The following is a 16,234-nucleotide window of genomic DNA, read 5'->3' on the forward strand; positions in this document are numbered from 1 at the left end:
GCCATGGATACCGCACCGTTCATTGAATCCTTTCGCGAACTCAACGACAGCTTCCTCAAGCTGATCGATTCCCTCTCCGCCTTGCGTGGCCTGTCGTCGCTGCGCATCTACGGCCAGAGCGATACCCAGTTGCTCGGCAGCGCCCTCGATGTACTGATGCAGAACCAGGATTTGGAGCGCTGTTCCGTCTACCTGCTCAAGGACGGCAAGCTGGTGAACACGGCTGGCATGGACTGGGCGGACCTGGTCGGTCTCCATCAGGGCCACAAAGCTGACCATACACCGTTGTTTACCTCCTTTGAGGTAGGCGAGGGGCTGGTGGGACTGGCGGCGCAGACCGGCACCCTGCAGCACAGCCGCAACTGTGAAAACGACCCGCGCTTTGAGCGCAATTGTCGTGGCATCAGCCCCAACACCATGGCGATCGGCGCGCTGATCAGTTTGCCCATCAAGGCCAGTGGCGAGGTTCTCGGGGTACTCAATGTGTCGCACCCGCATGCGGAATTCTTTACTGACGGGCACGAACGTTCGCTGATTATTTTCGCCAATTTCCTGGGGCAGATGCTGGTCAACAACCGTCTGCTCAACAGCATGGAGCATCTGGTGCGCGAGCGTACCCGTCAGCTGGAGCAGACGCTGGCCGACGCCGAAGCGCTCAAGCGCCGCTATGCCGAACTGTCTGTGATTGACGAACTGACCGGCCTGCACAATCGCCGCTTCTTTTTCCCCGAATCGCGTTCGGCCCTGGCGCGCAGCCTGCGCTACAAAAAAGGCTTTTGTGTATTGCTGCTCGATATCGACCACTTCAAGCGCATCAACGATGTGCATGGTCACCGCCTGGGCGATGAGGTGTTGTGTCGTTGCGCCGAATTGTTCCGTCAGCAGGTGCGCGAGGTGGATGTGCTGGCGCGCTTTGGCGGCGAGGAGTTCATCATGGCCCTGCCGGATACCGAACTGGATGGGGCCAAGCAGTTGGCAGAGCGCATACGCGCGGCGGTGAAGGCCACTGCGTTTGAAATTGAAGGACACAGCATCAAGGTCACGGTCAGTATCGGCATTGCCTGCCTGTTGGAGCAAGACAAGGGTGATGCACAGTTGGTCCTCGAACGTCTGATCAGCGAGGCCGATCAGGCCCTCTATTTCGGCAAGCACAATGGACGCAATCAGGTGCGTGCCTACTCCGAGATTGCCTGTTTTCTCTGACGGCTCAAGCCGTTCTCAATCCGCCAATCCCTCGATGCCCTGTTGACCGCACTTGCGGCCGGCCAGGCGTGCCGCCTCGATCAGGGTCAGCTCCAGCGGGCGCTTGCGCACCAGGCCGTGAATGATGCCGGCATTGAATACATCGCCGGCAGCCAAGGTGTCCACCAGTCGCGGCGGTGGGAAGGCCGGGGTGTGATAGCTGTGGTTGTCGCGGTCACGGGCATAGGCGCCGCCTTCGCCCCAGCCACACACCAGTTGGGCATGCGGCGCCTGGGGCCGTAGCCGTTCGAACAATCCTTCCGCCCGCTGAAAGCCGCGGGCGCGGACATAAGCGCGTGAGAAGAGCAGCAGGTCGGGATAGGGCAGCAACTGCTCGATGCCGGGGCGCGGCTTTTCGATCTCCAGGGAGCAGGGCAGGCCGGGGTGCAGTTTTTTCACTCGTTCCAGCATGTTCTGCGTCACCTCCACATTGCGCCCTTCGAAGTGCACCCAGTCGAAGCGGGACAGGTCGATGGCGCGGAAGTGTTCGTAACTGTATTCGGGCAGATCGCGGTAATGAACGATGGTGCGCGAGCCGGTGCGTTGGCTCAGGGTGATATAGGAGGTGGGCACCTTGCCGCGCGGCAACAGTTCCACGGCGCTGATGTCGATGGTGTGGCGCGCCAGATCGGCGCGGATCAGCCGCGCGTCCGGTTCGTCCGCCAGGGTGCCGGCCCAGCTGCACTGATGGCCGAACTGGCTCAGTACCACCAGGGTATTGGTGGCGTTGCCACCACGGCGCATTTCCTGCTCCAGCGCCCGTATCTCGGCGTCTTCCGCCGGATAGTCTTCGACCAGGTTGATGATGTCCAGGGTGGCGATGCCGACGGCAAGTATGCGGGCCATGATTCCTTTCCGGGGATGCGGGGCTGCGTAGTGTAAACCTGAACGGGGGCGGATTTCGCCACCGCGGTCACAGGCAGGGCTCGGTGTTCATTGCGATTGCCGGGCCAGCGCCCAGGCCACGTGTTCTCGCACCAGCGGCGCAGGGTGATCGCCGCGCGCCGACAGAGCCGTCCGAACGGCCGGATCGGCCGGCGCATTGCCGAGGGCGACGGCAATATTGCGCAGCCAGCGTTCATGGCCGAGGCGGCGCAGGGGACTGCCCTCGGTGCGTTGCAGGAATTCCTGCTCGCTCCAGGCAAACAGGTCGACGAGCCGCGGCGCATCGAGGCCGTGGCGCGGCAGGAAATCTACCTCGACGGTGTGGTGGGCACGGCGATTCCATGGACAGGCCAGCTGGCAGTCGTCGCAGCCGTAGATGCGGTTGCCCATCAGCGGTCGCAGTGCTTCCGGTATGCTGCCGTGCAGCTCGATGGTGAGATAGGAGATGCAGCGCCGCGCATCCACCGTGTAGGGGGCAAGGATGGCGCGGGTGGGGCAGATGTCGATGCAGGCCGTGCAGCGGCCGCAATGGGCGCTCACTGCGGTATCGGCCGGCAGCGGCAGGTCGGTGTAGATTTCGCCGAGAAAAAACCACGAGCCTTGGCGCGTCAGCAGGTTGCTGTGTTTGCCGACCCAGCCGAGGCCGGCCTGGGCGGCGATGGGTTTTTCCAGTACCGGGGCGCTGTCGCTGAACACGCGGTAGCCGTAGGGACCGACGGCCTGCTGGATACGTGTCGCCAGCTTTTGCAGACGGGCACGCACCAGTTTGTGATAGTCACGGCCCAGGGCGTAGCGGGCGATATAGCCCAGCCCGCCGTCGGCCAGCACGGCCCAAGGCTCGGCCGCGGGGGGCAGATAGTCCATGCGTACGCTGATGATGCTGAGCGTTCCCGGCACCAGTTCGTCCGGCCGGCTGCGTTTGGTTCCGTGCTGCGCCATGTACCCCATCTCGCCATGCAGGCCCGCATCCAGCCAGGCATGCAACGCTGCTTCGGCGGTGGACAAATCCGTGTGGCTGATGCCGACCTGCTGGAAGCCCAGCTCCGCACCCCACTGGCGGATCTGTTGCGCCAGGGTGCGGTAGTCGCGGGCATCGCTGTTGTGCGGATCAGGCATGCCGGTATGATACCCCTCCATGAAAACCTTACCCCATGATCTTTATCGTGCCGCCCAGGTACGTGAACTGGACCGGCTGGCCATCGACCTCGGTGGCATCACCGGCAATGCGCTGATGGAGCGTGCCGGTGAGGCGGCCTTTGACCTGCTGCGCCGACGCTGGCCCGAGGCGCGTCGTGTGGCGATTGTGTGCGGCGTCGGCAACAACGGCGGCGATGGTTTTGTGATGGCGCGGCTGGTGCGGGCGGTCGGGCTGGAGGTGGCGCTGTATCAGGTGGGCGAGGCGGCGCGGTTGCGCGGCGCGGCACTGGATGCGGCGCGCCAGGCCGGGCTGACGGCACAGCCTTTGACCGTGGGTGCCTTGCGCCACTGCGACGTGGTGGTGGACGCGCTGCTCGGTACCGGGCTTCGCGGCGAGGTGCGCGATGAGTGGCGCGGGGCCATCCTGGCCATTAACGATAGCGGCCGGCCGGTACTGGCGGTGGACCTCCCCTCCGGACTCGATGCCAATAGCGGCGCGCCCCTGGGTTGCGCAGTGCGGGCCAGTGCCACGATCACCTTCATCGGTCTCAAACCGGGCCTGCTCACTGGCGCCGGTCCGGCCTGTTGCGGTGAGCTGTATTTTGCCGATCTGGATGTTCCGGTCCAGGTCTATCAGCGGGTGCCGGCGGCGGCGCGGCGGCTGGAACTGACGCAGTTCGCCACTTATCTTGCGCCGCGGCCACGCGATACGCACAAGGGCGACTGCGGTCATGTGTTGGTGATCGGCGGCGACCATGGCTATGCCGGCGCCGCGCGTCTCGCCGCCGAGGCGGCGGCGCGTACGGGGGCAGGGCTGGTCAGCGTGGCGACACGTGCGGCCCATGCGACGAGCATTACCGCAGCCCGGCCAGAGTTGATGTGTCATGGGGTGGAGACGGCGGCGCAGTTGGAGCCTCTGTTGCGCCGCGCCACGGTCGTTGTGATTGGTCCGGGTCTCGGTCAGGCGGCGTGGGGCCAGCAGATGTTGGCGACGGTGCTGCAGGCGCGCCACCCGCTGGTGGTGGATGCCGATGCCCTCAATCTGTTGGCGCTGGAACCGCTGCATCGCAAGGACTGGGTGCTGACCCCCCATCCCGGCGAGGCCGGCCGCTTGCTGGGCGAAACCGTGGCGCAGGTGCAGCAAGACCGTTTTGCGGCGGCGGCGGGGCTGCAGGCCAGTTTCGGCGGAGTGGTGGTGCTGAAGGGGCCGGGCACCCTGGTGCTCGGTGACGACGGCATGGCGGGAATTTGTGCCGGCGGCAATCCAGGCATGGCCAGCGGCGGCATGGGCGATGTCCTCAGCGGCATCATCGGCGGCCTGATTGCCCAGGGGCTGGCCCTGCGTGAGGCGGCCGCTGCCGCCGTATGCCTGCATGCCGCCGCTGCCGATGCCGCAGCGCAAGCCGATGGCGAGCGCGGTCTGCTGGCCTCCGACCTGTTTTCCCACCTGCGGCACCTGGTCAATCCGGGGCGGACGCAGCCATGACGGGACTGGAATTGCCTTTGGCCGATACGGCCGCCACCGAGGCACTGGGCGCCGCGCTGGCCGATTGTGCGGCGGGCGGCGGCCTGCTGCTGTTTCTTCACGGCAATCTTGGGGCCGGCAAGACTACCCTGGTGCGCGGCTATCTGCATGGTCTGGGCCATGGCGGTGCGGTAAAGAGCCCCACCTATACCCTGGTCGAACCGTATGAGCTGGCCGCCCGCACCGTGTATCACTTCGACCTCTACCGCCTGGGTGACCCGGAGGAACTGGAGTTTCTCGGCATACGCGACTACCTCGGCGGGGAGTCTCAATGTCTGGTGGAGTGGCCGGAGCGGGGCAGCGGCATTCTGCCGCCGCCGGACCTGGAGCTGGCCCTGGACTATCAGGCCGAAGGCCGCCTGGCGCGTTTGCAGGCGGTGACGAAGCGGGGCGCGGCGGTGCTGGCCTGTCTCTCTCGGCACGGATATTCGGGTTGATTTTTCGCTTATTCGGTATTAAGTTACCATTATATCCTAAGAGATGATCGAAGGAATAACGCTCATCTCATTGATTTATATCGGATGTTTAATCACGCCTCGGGGTGCCGGGGGGGCGCGAAATGATAAAAAGAGCCTCAATCACGTCACTGTTGCTGCTGCTGTGCGCGGCTGCCTGGGCCGATGCGGTGAATATCCGCGGCGTGCGCATGTGGCCGGCACCGGACAACACCCGCCTGGTGTTTGATGTCACGGCCGATGTCGAACATAGCCTGTTCCTGCTGAAGAACCCCGACCGTCTGGTCATTGATCTGAAGAACACCCGCCTCGACAAGCCCTTCGTCGGCCTTGATCTCGCCCCCACCCTGGTACGGGATATCCGTTCCGCCCCGCGCAATGACGGCGACCTGCGCGTGGTGCTGGATCTGAAGGGAGCGGTGCAGCCCAAGAGTTTTGTGCTGCGTCCGAACAACGAATACGGCCACCGTCTGGTCATCGATCTGTACGATGCGCGCGTCAGCGCGGCACCGGCCGCCCCGGAGCGTCTCGCCCCGGCGGCGCCTGCCGTGCGCAATGCGCCGCGCGAGATCGTCATCGCCATCGACGCCGGCCACGGCGGTGAAGACCCCGGCGCCATCGGACCGCGCGGTACCCGCGAAAAGGATGTGACCCTGGCCGTGGCGCAGCGCCTGCGCGAACTGGTGGCGCGCGAGCCCGGCATGCGCGCGGTAATGACGCGCGACGGCGATTACTTCATCCCCTTGCGGCGGCGCGTCGAGATGGCGCGTGAGCACCGCGCCGATCTGTTCATCTCCATTCATGCCGATGCCTTCGGCGATCGGCGCGCACGCGGTGCCTCCGTCTACACCCTGTCGCACCGCGGCGCCACCAGCGAGCATGCCCGCCTGCTGGCCGACAAGGAAAACGCCTCCGACATCATCGGTGGCGTGAGCCTGGACGACAAGGACGATCTGCTCGCCTCGGTGCTGCTGGATCTCTCGCTCACCGGCACCATGGAGGCCAGCACCGACGTGGCCAGTCGCGTGCTGTCCGGCCTCGGCCAGGTGGGCCATCTGCACCGTACCCGGGTGGAGCAGGCCGGTTTCCGCGTGTTGAAGTCGCCCAACGTGCCGTCGATCCTGGTGGAAACCGCCTTCATCTCCAATCCGGATGAAGAGCGCAAACTGCGTGATCCCAATCATCAGTACGCGCTGGCACGCAGCATCATGGAAGGTGCCCGAGCCTATTTCCGCCAGAACTCGCCGCCCGGCACCCTGCTGGCCATGCGCCAGGAATCGCGTGGCCAGCAGCATGTCATCGGCCGTGGCGAGACGCTGTCCGGTATTGCCCGCCAATATCAGGTCAGTTTGGAACAACTGCGTTCGACCAACGACATCAAAGGCGATCAATTGCGCGTCGGCGATGTGCTCAGCATTCCCGCCGCCAGCGGCGGTTGATGCGTCGAGGGCGCTGCGCGCCCTGGTCTGTCAGGTACACATCCTGCGCCGTTCGGGGTAATCTGCGCGCCATGATCGCACCCCGGCGCATACGTCCCCTCGCTCCCCTGCTAGCCAACCAGATCGCCGCCGGCGAGGTGGTGGAGCGCCCTGCCTCGGTGGTCAAGGAGTTGCTGGAGAACAGTCTCGATGCCGGCGCCACCCACATCGAGGTGGATGTGGAGCAGGGCGGTGTGGCGCTGATCCGCGTGCATGACGATGGTTGCGGCATCGCGGCGGCGGACATGCCGCTGGCCCTGGCGCGCCACGCCACCAGCAAGGTCTACAGCCAGGATGAATTGATGCGGGTGGTGAGTCTCGGTTTTCGCGGCGAGGCGCTGGCCAGTATCGCCTCGGTGTCGCGCCTGACCCTGAGCAGCCGCAGCGCCGATGATGCCCACGGCAGTCGCATCGACGCCGCCGGCGTGCGGGCACCCTGCGCCCATCCGCGCGGCAGCACGGTGGAGGTGCGTGACCTGTTTTACAACACACCGGCGCGGCGCAAGTTTCTGCGGGCCGAGCGTACCGAGTTCGAACACCTCGCCGAGGTGGTGCGACGCGTGGCCCTGAGCCGTTTTGATGTCGCGCTCACCCTGCGCCACAACGGCCGTCAGGTGCTGGCGGTGCGCCCGGCGCAGGACGCCGCGCAGCGCGAGCAGCGTCTGGCGGTGGTCTGCGGCCGGCCGTTCGTGCAGCAGGCGACGGCGGTGGAGTTTGCCCTGCCCGGGCTGCACCTGCGTGGCTGGCTGGTGCGGCCGGAGGCGGCCCGCGCCCAGGCGGACCTGCAATATTTCTATATCAACGGCCGCGTGATCCGCGATCGGGTGGTGACCCATGCGGTGCGCCAGGCCTATGGCGAGGCGCTGCTCCCCGGACGCCATCCCGCCTATGTGCTTTATCTGGACATGGACCCGGCCCAGGTGGATGTGAACGTTCATCCCACCAAACACGAGGTGCGCTTCCGCGAAACGCGCCAGGTGCATGATTTTCTCTATCGCGCCCTGCGCGCCGCGGTGGACGAGGCCGCCGCCGCACCGGCCGCCATGCTGGGGGTGCGTGAGGCGACGGCGGGGTATCAGCCGTCGGCAGCGGCCGTCACGGCCGGCGCGTCGGCCAGTCGTGTGCTTGGCGTGGTGGCAGGGCGTTATCTGCTGCAGGACGCAGGGGGGCAGGGCCTACGTCTTGTCGATTTGCCGGCGACCCGCGCCCGGCAGGCCGGTGCGGCCATGCGGGCCGCGCTGGCTGCGGACGGGCAGGTGCGGGCGCAACCCCTGCTGTTGCCGGTGACGCTGTCTTTGTCCGCGCCGCAGCAGGCGGCCGCACAGGCGCATCGGGCGCTGTTGGCGCGCTGCGGCCTGGAACTGGAGGCGCTCGGACCGCAGCAGTGGATGCTGCGTCAGATACCGGCCCCCGTGCGCCATGCCGCGCCTGATGTGCTGGCGCGGGCCGCCCTGGACGTCCTGGCCGCGGGTGCGGACACCGACGGACTGATTGATGCCCTGGCCGACGCCGGTAGCGGTCCTTTGCCGGAACGGGGTGAGTGGGACGGGCTGGCCGCCGCCGCCTGTGCCGACCCTGCCGGTGTGTCGGTGTTGCTCAGTCCCACCGACCTTGCCCGCCTGCTGGGTTGAGCGCCATGTCTGAGCACGCTCTGCCGCCCGCGATCTTTCTGCTGGGGCCGACTGCCTCCGGCAAGACCGAACTGGCGGCGGCCCTGGTGGCGCGACTGCCCTGCGAAATCATCAGTGTCGATTCGGCCCTGGTGTACCGCGGCATGGACATCGGTACTGCCAAGCCCGACGCCGCGCTGCTGGCGCGGGCACCGCACCGCCTCATCGATATCCTCGACCCGGCCGAGGCCTATTCCGCCGCCCGTTTCCGCACCGACGCGCTGCGCGAGATGGCGGAGGTGACCGCGGCCGGACGGATACCGCTGCTGGTGGGCGGCACCGGGCTGTATTTCCGCGCCCTGCGCCAGGGGCTGTCCGACCTGCCGGGGGCCGATCCGGTCGTGCGTGCCCGCCTCGAGGCGGAGGCCGCGGCGCTGGGGTGGGAGGCGTTGCACCAGCGCTTGCGCCAGGTCGACCCGGTGGCGGCGGCGCGCATTCATCCCAATGACCCGCAGCGTCTGCAACGGGCGTTGGAGGTCTACGAACTGACCGGCCGGCCGCTGAGCGAGTTGCAGCGTGGCGGCGGCGCGGCCTTGCCCTACCGGGTCGTGGCCCTGGCCCTGGCGCCGATGGAGCGGGAACGGCTCCATGCCCGCATCCATGACCGTTTCCACCTCATGCTGGAACGGGGTCTGGTGGCCGAGGTCGAAGGGCTGTACCGCCGTGGCGACCTCGGTCCCGATAAGCCCTCCATCCGCTGCGTCGGTTATCGCCAGGTATGGAGTTATCTGGCCGGCGAGGTGGAGTACCCCGCCATGGTGGAACTGGGGATTACCGCCACCCGCCAGTTGGCCAAGCGCCAGTTCACTTGGTTGCGCAGTGAACCGGACAGCCACGGGTTCGACAGTATGGACGCCCATCTGCTGGACAAGGTGTTGAAATTGCTGGGACAGAACGCCATTAACTGAGATTCCGGCCCTGTGCTACACTGGGCTCCAACACGGAAGTCTCACTTAAACAATGGGATACTTGGCCGACTTTGGCCGCGATACCGCATGTTGCGGATAACAATAAAGGAGAAACACCATGAGCAAAGGGCAAGCCCTGCAGGATCCGTATCTGAACGCCCTGCGCAAGGAGCGCATCCCTGTCTCCATTTATCTGGTGAACGGCATCAAGCTGCAAGGCCAGATTGAATCCTTCGACCAGTTCGTCGTGCTGCTGAAGAACTCCGTCAGCCAGATGGTCTATAAGCACGCCATTTCCACCGTTGTGCCCGCGCGCAACGTCAAGCTGAACCTGGGGCCGGACGACATGCCCTTGCCTGCCCCCGCTGAACCCGGCAATCGCATCTGACTTGAAAGCCACCACCGGGGCGCTGACCACGCGAAAGGATGACCGCTTCAGGCTGCAAGCCGGCGCGGATTTGTTATGCCATTGATAGTGTTGCGTGCGCCGCGCCTCGGCGGTGAGGATTCAAGCCTGCTGTCTGCGGCTGTCGCCTGCTGGAGCCACTACCGTGTTTGATCGGCCCAAGAGCGGTGAACGCGCCGTCCTGGTTCACCTGGAACTGCCGCAAGAGGGCGACCAGGAAGACCTGCTGGAACTGGAAGAGCTGGCGGTGTCGGCCGGCGCGTTGCCGGTGGCCGTGGTGACCGGTACACGCAAGAGTCCCGACGCCAAGCTGTTCATCGGCAGCGGCAAGGCAGAGGAGGTACGTGCTGCGGTGTTGGAAAGCGAGGCGGAGTTGGTGTTGTTCAACCACGCCCTGAGTCCGGCACAGGAACGCAACTTGGAGCGCGTACTGCAATGTCGGGTGCTGGATCGCACCGGCCTGATTTTGGATATTTTTGCCCAGCGCGCCCGCTCCCACGAGGGCAAGTTGCAGGTGGAGCTGGCGCAGCTGCGCCATCTGTCCACCCGGCTGGTGCGCGGCTGGACCCACCTGGAGCGGCAGAAGGGCGGTATCGGTCTGCGCGGCCCCGGCGAAACCCAGCTGGAAACCGATCGTCGCCTGCTGGCCGATCGCATACGCCTGCTGGAGCGGCGCCTGGACAAGGTGAATCGCCAGCGTGAGCAGGGGCGGCGCGGGCGTAAGCGGGCGGAGCTGCCCACTGTGTCGCTGGTGGGTTACACCAATGCCGGCAAATCTACGTTGTTCAACCGCTTGACCGCGGCCGGTGTGTATGCCGCCGATCAGTTGTTTGCCACCCTCGACCCGACCCTGCGTCGTATCGACCTGCCCGGCGGCAAGGGCATCGTGCTGGCCGACACGGTGGGGTTCATCCGCCATCTGCCCCATGACCTGGTAGCGGCCTTCCGTTCCACGTTGCAGGAGACGCATGAAGCCGATCTGCTGCTGCACGTCATCGACGCCCATGACCCGGAGCGGCAGGCAAAGATAGAGCAGGTGCACGCGGTGTTGACGGAGATCGGCGCCGGTGAGGTGCCGCAGATCGAGGTCTACAACAAAATCGATCTGCTGGCGCAGGCCCAGCCGCAACTGGAGCGCGACAGCGATGGCCGGCCGTTGCGTGTGCATCTCTCGGCCATCAGCGGTGCCGGCATGGAACTTTTGTTGCAGGCTGTTGCCGATTTCTTCCGCGAAGAGGTGGTGCAGAGCCGCCTGCGTCTGCCGCCCGGTGCGGGGCGGTTGCGTGCCGCGCTGTATGCCCTCGACGCAGTACGGCGTGAGCAGCTGGAAGACGACGGCGTCTGGCTGCTGGATGTGGAGATCAAGGCGCATAATCTGGCGCAACTGCGCAAACAGCAGGATTTCGCCGCATTGTTGCCGAGCTTGCAGGCTGAGGGCTAAACTTTGCCCCTTGGTGCTGCGTGACTAAATTCACGATAACGACAGGTACAGAGACTCATGGCTTGGAACGAACCAGGTAATTCCGGGGGCAAGGACCCCTGGGGCGGCCGTAACAATGAGCAGGGACCGCCGGACCTCGACGAGGTGGTGCGCAAGCTGCAGGACAAATTCGGTGGTCTGTTCGGCCAGGGCCGCGGCAAGGGCGGCGGCGGTGCCGCTTCTGCGGGTTCCGCCGGCATGGTGCTGGTGCTGGCGCTGGCCCTGTGGGCGCTGTCCGGCATCTACATCGTCGACGAAGGCCAGCGTGGCGTGGTGTTGCAGTTCGGTTCCTACAAGGAAACCACCATGCCCGGTCTCAACTGGTATCCGCGTTTCATCCAGACCGTGGAGACGGTGGATATCTCCAGTGTGCGTTCCATGGAACTGGGCCGCCGTGCCGACGAGGCACTGATGCTGACCCAGGACGAGAACATCATCGACGTCAAGTTCACCGTGCAGTACCAGGTGAAGGATGCGCGCGACTATTTGTTCAACGTGCGTGACCCGGACCAGACCCTGCGCGAGGCGACCGAAAGCGCCATACGCGAAATCATCGGCCAGAGTGAAATGGATTTCGTCATCACCAGCGGCCGCAGCGACGTGGTACAGCGCATCCGCGTCCTGGTGCAAGATATCCTCGATCGCTATCGTGCCGGCCTCGCCGTGGTCACCCTCAACATGCAGGATGCCCAGGCGCCCGAGCAGGTGCAGGGTGCCTTCGCTGACGCGGTCAAGGCGCGTGAGGACGAGCAGCGCCTGAAGAATGAGGCTGAGGCCTATGCCAACGACGTGCTGCCCCGTGCCCGTGGTGCGGCGGCGCGTCTGATCGAGGAGGCCAACGCCTACCGTGATCAGGTGATCGCGGCGGCGGAAGGTGAAACTGCCCGTTTCCTCAGCGTGCTGGCCCAGTACGAGAAGGCTCCGGCGGTGACCCGCAAGCGTCTGTACCTGGAGTCGATGGAGTCGGTGCTGAGCCAAAGCAGCAAGGTGCTGGTGGATACCAAGGGGGGCAACAATCTGCTCTATCTGCCGTTGGACAAGCTGATGCAGCGTGATGCCTCACTCGGCACTTTGGGAAGCGATTCCTTCACCTCGGCGCCGACGGCACCGCAACAGCAACCGCGCACGGATATCCGGCTGCGTGACAACGTGCGTCAACGGGAGGTGCGATAATGTCGCGCGGAATGATTTCTCTCATCGCCCTGCTGGCCGTGCTGTGGCTGGGCTCCATGTCGATCTTCGTGGTGAACGAACGTGAGCTGGCGATCAAGTTCCGGCTGGGTGAGTTCGTGCGCGCCGACTACACGCCGGGTCTGTATTTCAAGTTGCCCTTCATCAACAACGTGCGATTCTTCGACAAGCGCATCATGACGTTGGAAGTGGACTCTGAACGCTATCTGACCCAGGAGAAGAAGAACGTCATCGTCGACTCCTTCATCAAGTGGCGCATCAGCGATGTTTCCACCTACTACGTCACCATGCGCGGCGATGAGCGCCAGGCGGCGCTGCGCCTGGCCCAGATCATAAAGGACGGCCTGCGCAGCGAGTTCGGCAAGCGCACCATGCAGGAGGCCATCTCCGGTGAGCGCTCCGAGATCATGAGCATCATCACCAACCAGATGAGCGAGCAGGCCAAGCAGTTCGGTATCGAGGTGGTGGACGTGCGCATCAAGCGTATCGAACTGCCGGCGGAAGTGTCCACCTCGGTGTACCAGCGCATGGAGGCTGAGCGCTCCCGCGTGGCCAAGGATCTGCGTTCGCGCGGTGCCGAGGCGGCGGAACGCATCCGTGCCGACGCCGATCGCCAGCGTACCGTGGTCCTTGCCGAGGCCTACCGCGATGCCGAGCGTACGCGCGGTGAGGGCGACGGCCGGGCGGCGGAGATCTATGCTCGGGCCTTCGGCCGCAACGCCGAGTTCTATGCGCTGTATCGTAGCCTGGATGCCTACCGCAACACCTTCAACAAGTCGCAGGACATGTTGGTGGTCGACCCCAGTGCGGAGTTCTTCCAGTATTTCAACAACGCGGCGGGAACGCGCAAGTAACAGGGCAGCAACGTACCGGGTGGCGCTAGCCACCCGGTTTTTTTTGTGAGGTAGCGATGTGGTCTGATCTGTGGGTGGCACTGGCCTTGTTGCTGGTGTTGGAAGGGGTGTTACCTGCGCTATCGCCGCGTAATTACCGCAAAGCCATGCTGGGTCTCGCCCAGATGGACGACCGCTCCATCCGTACTGCAGGGCTGGTATTGATGGTGGTCGGAGCGATACTGGTCTACTGGTTGAAACACTGATGGAAAACGAACGTTGGTTATTGCCGGAAGGCGTCGAGGAGGTCCTCCCCGCGGGGGCCTGGCGGCTGGAGCTGTTGCGCCGCCGTCTGCTCGATCTGTTCAGTACCTGGGGCTACGAGCTGGTACTGCCCCCGTTTATCGAATATCTGGACTCGCTGCTCATCGGTACCGGCAACGATCTGGACTTACAGACCTTCAAGCTGACCGATCAGCTGAGCGGCCGCCTGATGGGCGTGCGCGCCGACATGACGCCGCAGGTGGCGCGCATCGACGCTCACCATCTCAAGCGCGAGACGCCGACCCGCTTGTGCTATCTCGGTACCGTGCTCCGTACCCGTCCTGAAGGGCACGGTGGCAGCCGTAGCCCCTTGCAGGTGGGGGCTGAGTTGTATGGTCACGGCGGCATCGACAGCGATGTGGAGGTGCTGCGCCTGATGCTGGCGACCCTGCATGCCGCCGGCCTCAAACAGCTGTATCTCGATCTGGGGCACGTGGGCATCTTCCGTGGCCTGGCGCGTCAGGCTGGGCTGAGTCCCGCCCAGGAGGCGCAGCTGTTCGATGCCCTGCAACGCAAGTCGCGGCCGGATATCACTGCGCTGCTCGCCGGCTTGCCGCTGGATGCAGCCCTGCGCGGGATGCTGCTGCAGCTGGCCGATCTCAACGGCGGCGAAGAGGCATTGGCTGCCGCCCGCACGGTGCTGGCCGGCGCCAGCTCCGAGGTGCATGCTGCCCTGGACAACCTCAGCGCCATTGCCGGGGCGGTGCGCCATGCTCTGCCTGGGGTGCCGCTGCACTTCGATCTGGCCGAGCTGCGCGGCTATCACTACCACACCGGCGCGGTGTTCGCCGCCTATGCCCCGGGCAGCGGTCAGGCCCTGGCCCAGGGCGGGCGTTACGACGACATCGGCCGGGTGTTCGGCCGCGCCCGCCCCGCCACCGGCTTTTCCGCTGACCTCAAGACCCTGCTGGCCTTGTCCACTGCCACCCTGCCGGAGGTTCGTGGTATCTTTGCGCCCTGCGCCGACGACCCGGCGCTGGCGCGGCAGGTGGATGAATTGCGCGCGCGCGGCGAACGGGTGGTCTGTGCCCTGCCGGGGCAACAGGGCGATGCGGCGGCGATGGGGTGTGACCGCGAACTGGTACTGCGCGACGGCCGCTGGCAGGTGGTCGGGCAGGAGTAGCGGGCCGCGTTTTCGAGTTTTCCCGTAAATCTAAATTCATCACAACACCCGCAGCGTCCGGGGAAGCAGGCGCGCGGGCGGGACTTTAGGGGTAATAATGGGCAAGAACGTCGTAATCATTGGCACCCAGTGGGGTGACGAAGGTAAGGGCAAGGTGGTGGATCTGCTCACCGACCGCGCCAGTGCAGTGGCCCGCTTTCAGGGTGGCCACAATGCCGGCCATACCCTGGTCATCGACGGCAAAAAGACCGTACTCCATCTGATTCCCTCCGGCGTGTTGCGCGAGGGCGTGATGTGCCTCATCGGCAACGGTGTGGTGCTGTCGCCGTCGGCCCTGCTGGAGGAACTGCGCATGCTGGAAGACAACGGCGTGCCGGCCCGCGAACGGCTGCGCATCAGCGAGGCCTGCCCGCTAATTCTGCCCTACCATGTGGCCCTGGATCACGCCCGCGAGCGTGCCCGCGGCAAGTCCGCCATCGGCACTACCGGTCGCGGCATCGGCCCCGCCTACGAGGACAAGGTCTCGCGCCGCGGCCTGCGCCTCGGTGACCTGTTCCACCGCGAGCGCTTCGCCGCCAAGCTGGGCGAGGTGCTGGATTACCACAACTTCTGCCTGCAGCACTATTTCAAGGCCGACCCGGTCGACTTCCAGAAGGTGCTGGATGAGAGCATGGCCATGGCCGAGGAGCTGCGCCCGCTGGTGGCCGACGTCACCGAGCTGCTGCACCAGTACCGTGAGCGCGGCGAGAACGTGATGTTCGAGGGCGCCCAGGGCGCGCTGCTGGATATCGATCACGGCACCTACCCCTTCGTCACCTCGTCCAACACTACCGCCGGCGGCGCCGCTACCGGCAGCGGCGTCGGCCCGCGCTACTTCGATTACGTGCTGGGCATCACCAAGGCCTACACCACCCGTGTCGGCGCCGGTCCGTTCCCCACCGAGCTGTACGACGGCAAGGAACTGATGGATTCCGTTGGCGCCTACATGGCCGAGCGCGGCCACGAATTTGGTTCCACCACCGGCCGCCCGCGCCGCTGCGGCTGGTTCGACGCGGTGGCGCTGCGCCGCTCCAACCAGATCAATTCGGTCACTGGCCTGTGCATCACCAAGCTGGACGTGCTGGATGGCCTGGACACCATCCGCCTGTGCGTCGGCTACGACTGCAACGGCGAACAGCGCAGCACGCCACCGGTGGGCGCCGAGGCCTTCAGCGCCTGCAAGCCGGTGTACGAAGAGATGCCGGGCTGGAAGGATTCGACCGTGGGCGTGAAGGAATACGGCAAGCTGCCGCAGGCGGCGCGCAACTACCTCAAGCGTATCGAGGAAGTGGTCGGCGTGCCCATCGACATCATCTCCACAGGCCCGGATCGCAACGAAACCATCGTGTTGCGCCACCCGTTCAACTGACGGGACCGGAAGAAGAGCGCACGGCCGGGGGCATTATTGACAAGCTCCCGGCGCTTGGTTAAAGTGCGCGCCTTCGTTGCACCTGCCCAGGTGGCGGAATTGGTAGACGCGCTAGTTTCAGGTACTAGTGGGTAACACCGTGGAGGTTCGAGTCCTCTCCTGGGCACCA

The 16,234-nt window shown here is 65.3% G+C and carries 15 protein-coding genes and 1 tRNA gene; 14 read left to right on the top strand and 2 right to left on the bottom strand.

What is annotated here, in order from left to right; all coding sequences use genetic code 11:
• Nucleotides 1–3 precede the first annotated feature (3 nt).
• Entirely contained in the window at nucleotides 4–1,203 is a 1,200-nt protein-coding gene (locus ACMV8A_RS00510; protein ID WP_495323765.1) for a sensor domain-containing diguanylate cyclase, read from the top strand.
• 15 nt (nucleotides 1,204–1,218) lie between these two features.
• Here the strand turns inward: ACMV8A_RS00510 and ACMV8A_RS00515 are convergent, their stop codons facing one another.
• Nucleotides 1,219–2,088, bottom strand: coding sequence for a PfkB family carbohydrate kinase (locus tag ACMV8A_RS00515; protein WP_495323766.1), 870 nt, complete (start codon nucleotides 2,086–2,088; stop codon nucleotides 1,219–1,221).
• 87 nt (nucleotides 2,089–2,175) lie between these two features.
• Nucleotides 2,176–3,243 carry a tRNA epoxyqueuosine(34) reductase QueG gene (gene queG, locus ACMV8A_RS00520; RefSeq protein ID WP_495323767.1) on the bottom strand — a complete coding sequence of 356 codons (1,068 nt, stop codon included), beginning with the start codon at nucleotides 3,241–3,243 and terminating at the stop codon, nucleotides 2,176–2,178.
• A gap of 19 nt (nucleotides 3,244–3,262) precedes the next feature.
• On the opposite strand from queG, the gene ACMV8A_RS00525 reads away from it, so the two are divergent.
• From ACMV8A_RS00525 to ACMV8A_RS00585, 13 genes are all read left to right on the top strand, one after another.
• The gene (locus ACMV8A_RS00525; protein WP_495323768.1) at nucleotides 3,263–4,750 is read left to right on the top strand and encodes an NAD(P)H-hydrate dehydratase; all 1,488 of its coding nucleotides are present in this window, start codon (nucleotides 3,263–3,265) and stop codon (nucleotides 4,748–4,750) included.
• Nucleotides 4,747–5,226: a tRNA (adenosine(37)-N6)-threonylcarbamoyltransferase complex ATPase subunit type 1 TsaE gene (tsaE, locus tag ACMV8A_RS00530; protein WP_495323769.1), complete on the top strand. Its 480-nt coding sequence runs from the start codon at nucleotides 4,747–4,749 to the stop codon at nucleotides 5,224–5,226. The genes ACMV8A_RS00525 and tsaE overlap by 4 nt, the downstream gene beginning before the upstream one ends.
• 122 nt (nucleotides 5,227–5,348) lie before the next feature.
• Entirely contained in the window at nucleotides 5,349–6,683 is a 1,335-nt protein-coding gene (locus ACMV8A_RS00535; protein WP_495323770.1) for an N-acetylmuramoyl-L-alanine amidase, read from the top strand.
• Nucleotides 6,684–6,754: 71 nt separating this feature from the next.
• On the top strand, nucleotides 6,755–8,353 hold the full coding sequence (gene mutL, locus ACMV8A_RS00540) for a DNA mismatch repair endonuclease MutL (RefSeq protein WP_495323771.1): 1,599 nt from the start codon (nucleotides 6,755–6,757) through the stop codon (nucleotides 8,351–8,353).
• Nucleotides 8,350–9,300 (top strand): tRNA (adenosine(37)-N6)-dimethylallyltransferase MiaA, encoded by a 951-nt coding sequence (gene miaA, locus ACMV8A_RS00545; RefSeq protein ID WP_495323772.1) that lies wholly within the window; start codon nucleotides 8,350–8,352, stop codon nucleotides 9,298–9,300. Before mutL ends, miaA begins: the two co-directional genes overlap by 4 nt.
• A gap of 118 nt (nucleotides 9,301–9,418) precedes the next feature.
• Nucleotides 9,419–9,688 (top strand): RNA chaperone Hfq, encoded by a 270-nt coding sequence (hfq, locus tag ACMV8A_RS00550; RefSeq protein WP_495323773.1) that lies wholly within the window; start codon nucleotides 9,419–9,421, stop codon nucleotides 9,686–9,688.
• Between the two features lie 163 nt (nucleotides 9,689–9,851).
• The gene (hflX, locus tag ACMV8A_RS00555; RefSeq protein WP_495323774.1) at nucleotides 9,852–11,147 is read left to right on the top strand and encodes a ribosome rescue GTPase HflX; all 1,296 of its coding nucleotides are present in this window, start codon (nucleotides 9,852–9,854) and stop codon (nucleotides 11,145–11,147) included.
• Nucleotides 11,148–11,204: 57 nt separating this feature from the next.
• Complete coding sequence (hflK, locus tag ACMV8A_RS00560) at nucleotides 11,205–12,359, top strand: FtsH protease activity modulator HflK (protein WP_495323775.1); 1,155 nt, start codon at nucleotides 11,205–11,207, stop codon at nucleotides 12,357–12,359.
• A complete protein-coding gene (gene hflC / locus ACMV8A_RS00565; RefSeq protein ID WP_495323776.1) occupies nucleotides 12,359–13,231 on the top strand; it encodes a protease modulator HflC in 873 nt (290 codons plus the stop codon). Before hflK ends, hflC begins: the two co-directional genes overlap by 1 nt.
• A gap of 56 nt (nucleotides 13,232–13,287) precedes the next feature.
• A complete protein-coding gene (locus ACMV8A_RS00570) occupies nucleotides 13,288–13,476 on the top strand; it encodes a DUF2065 domain-containing protein (RefSeq protein ID WP_495323777.1) in 189 nt (62 codons plus the stop codon).
• Nucleotides 13,473–14,657, top strand: coding sequence for an ATP phosphoribosyltransferase regulatory subunit (locus ACMV8A_RS00575; protein ID WP_495323993.1), 1,185 nt, complete (start codon nucleotides 13,473–13,475; stop codon nucleotides 14,655–14,657). The genes ACMV8A_RS00570 and ACMV8A_RS00575 overlap by 4 nt, the downstream gene beginning before the upstream one ends.
• Nucleotides 14,658–14,754: 97 nt before the next feature.
• The gene (locus tag ACMV8A_RS00580) at nucleotides 14,755–16,065 is read left to right on the top strand and encodes an adenylosuccinate synthase (protein ID WP_495323778.1); all 1,311 of its coding nucleotides are present in this window, start codon (nucleotides 14,755–14,757) and stop codon (nucleotides 16,063–16,065) included.
• A gap of 84 nt (nucleotides 16,066–16,149) precedes the next feature.
• Nucleotides 16,150–16,234: transfer RNA gene (locus tag ACMV8A_RS00585), tRNA-Leu, on the top strand.

The organism is Sulfurivermis sp. (assembly GCF_059410345.1).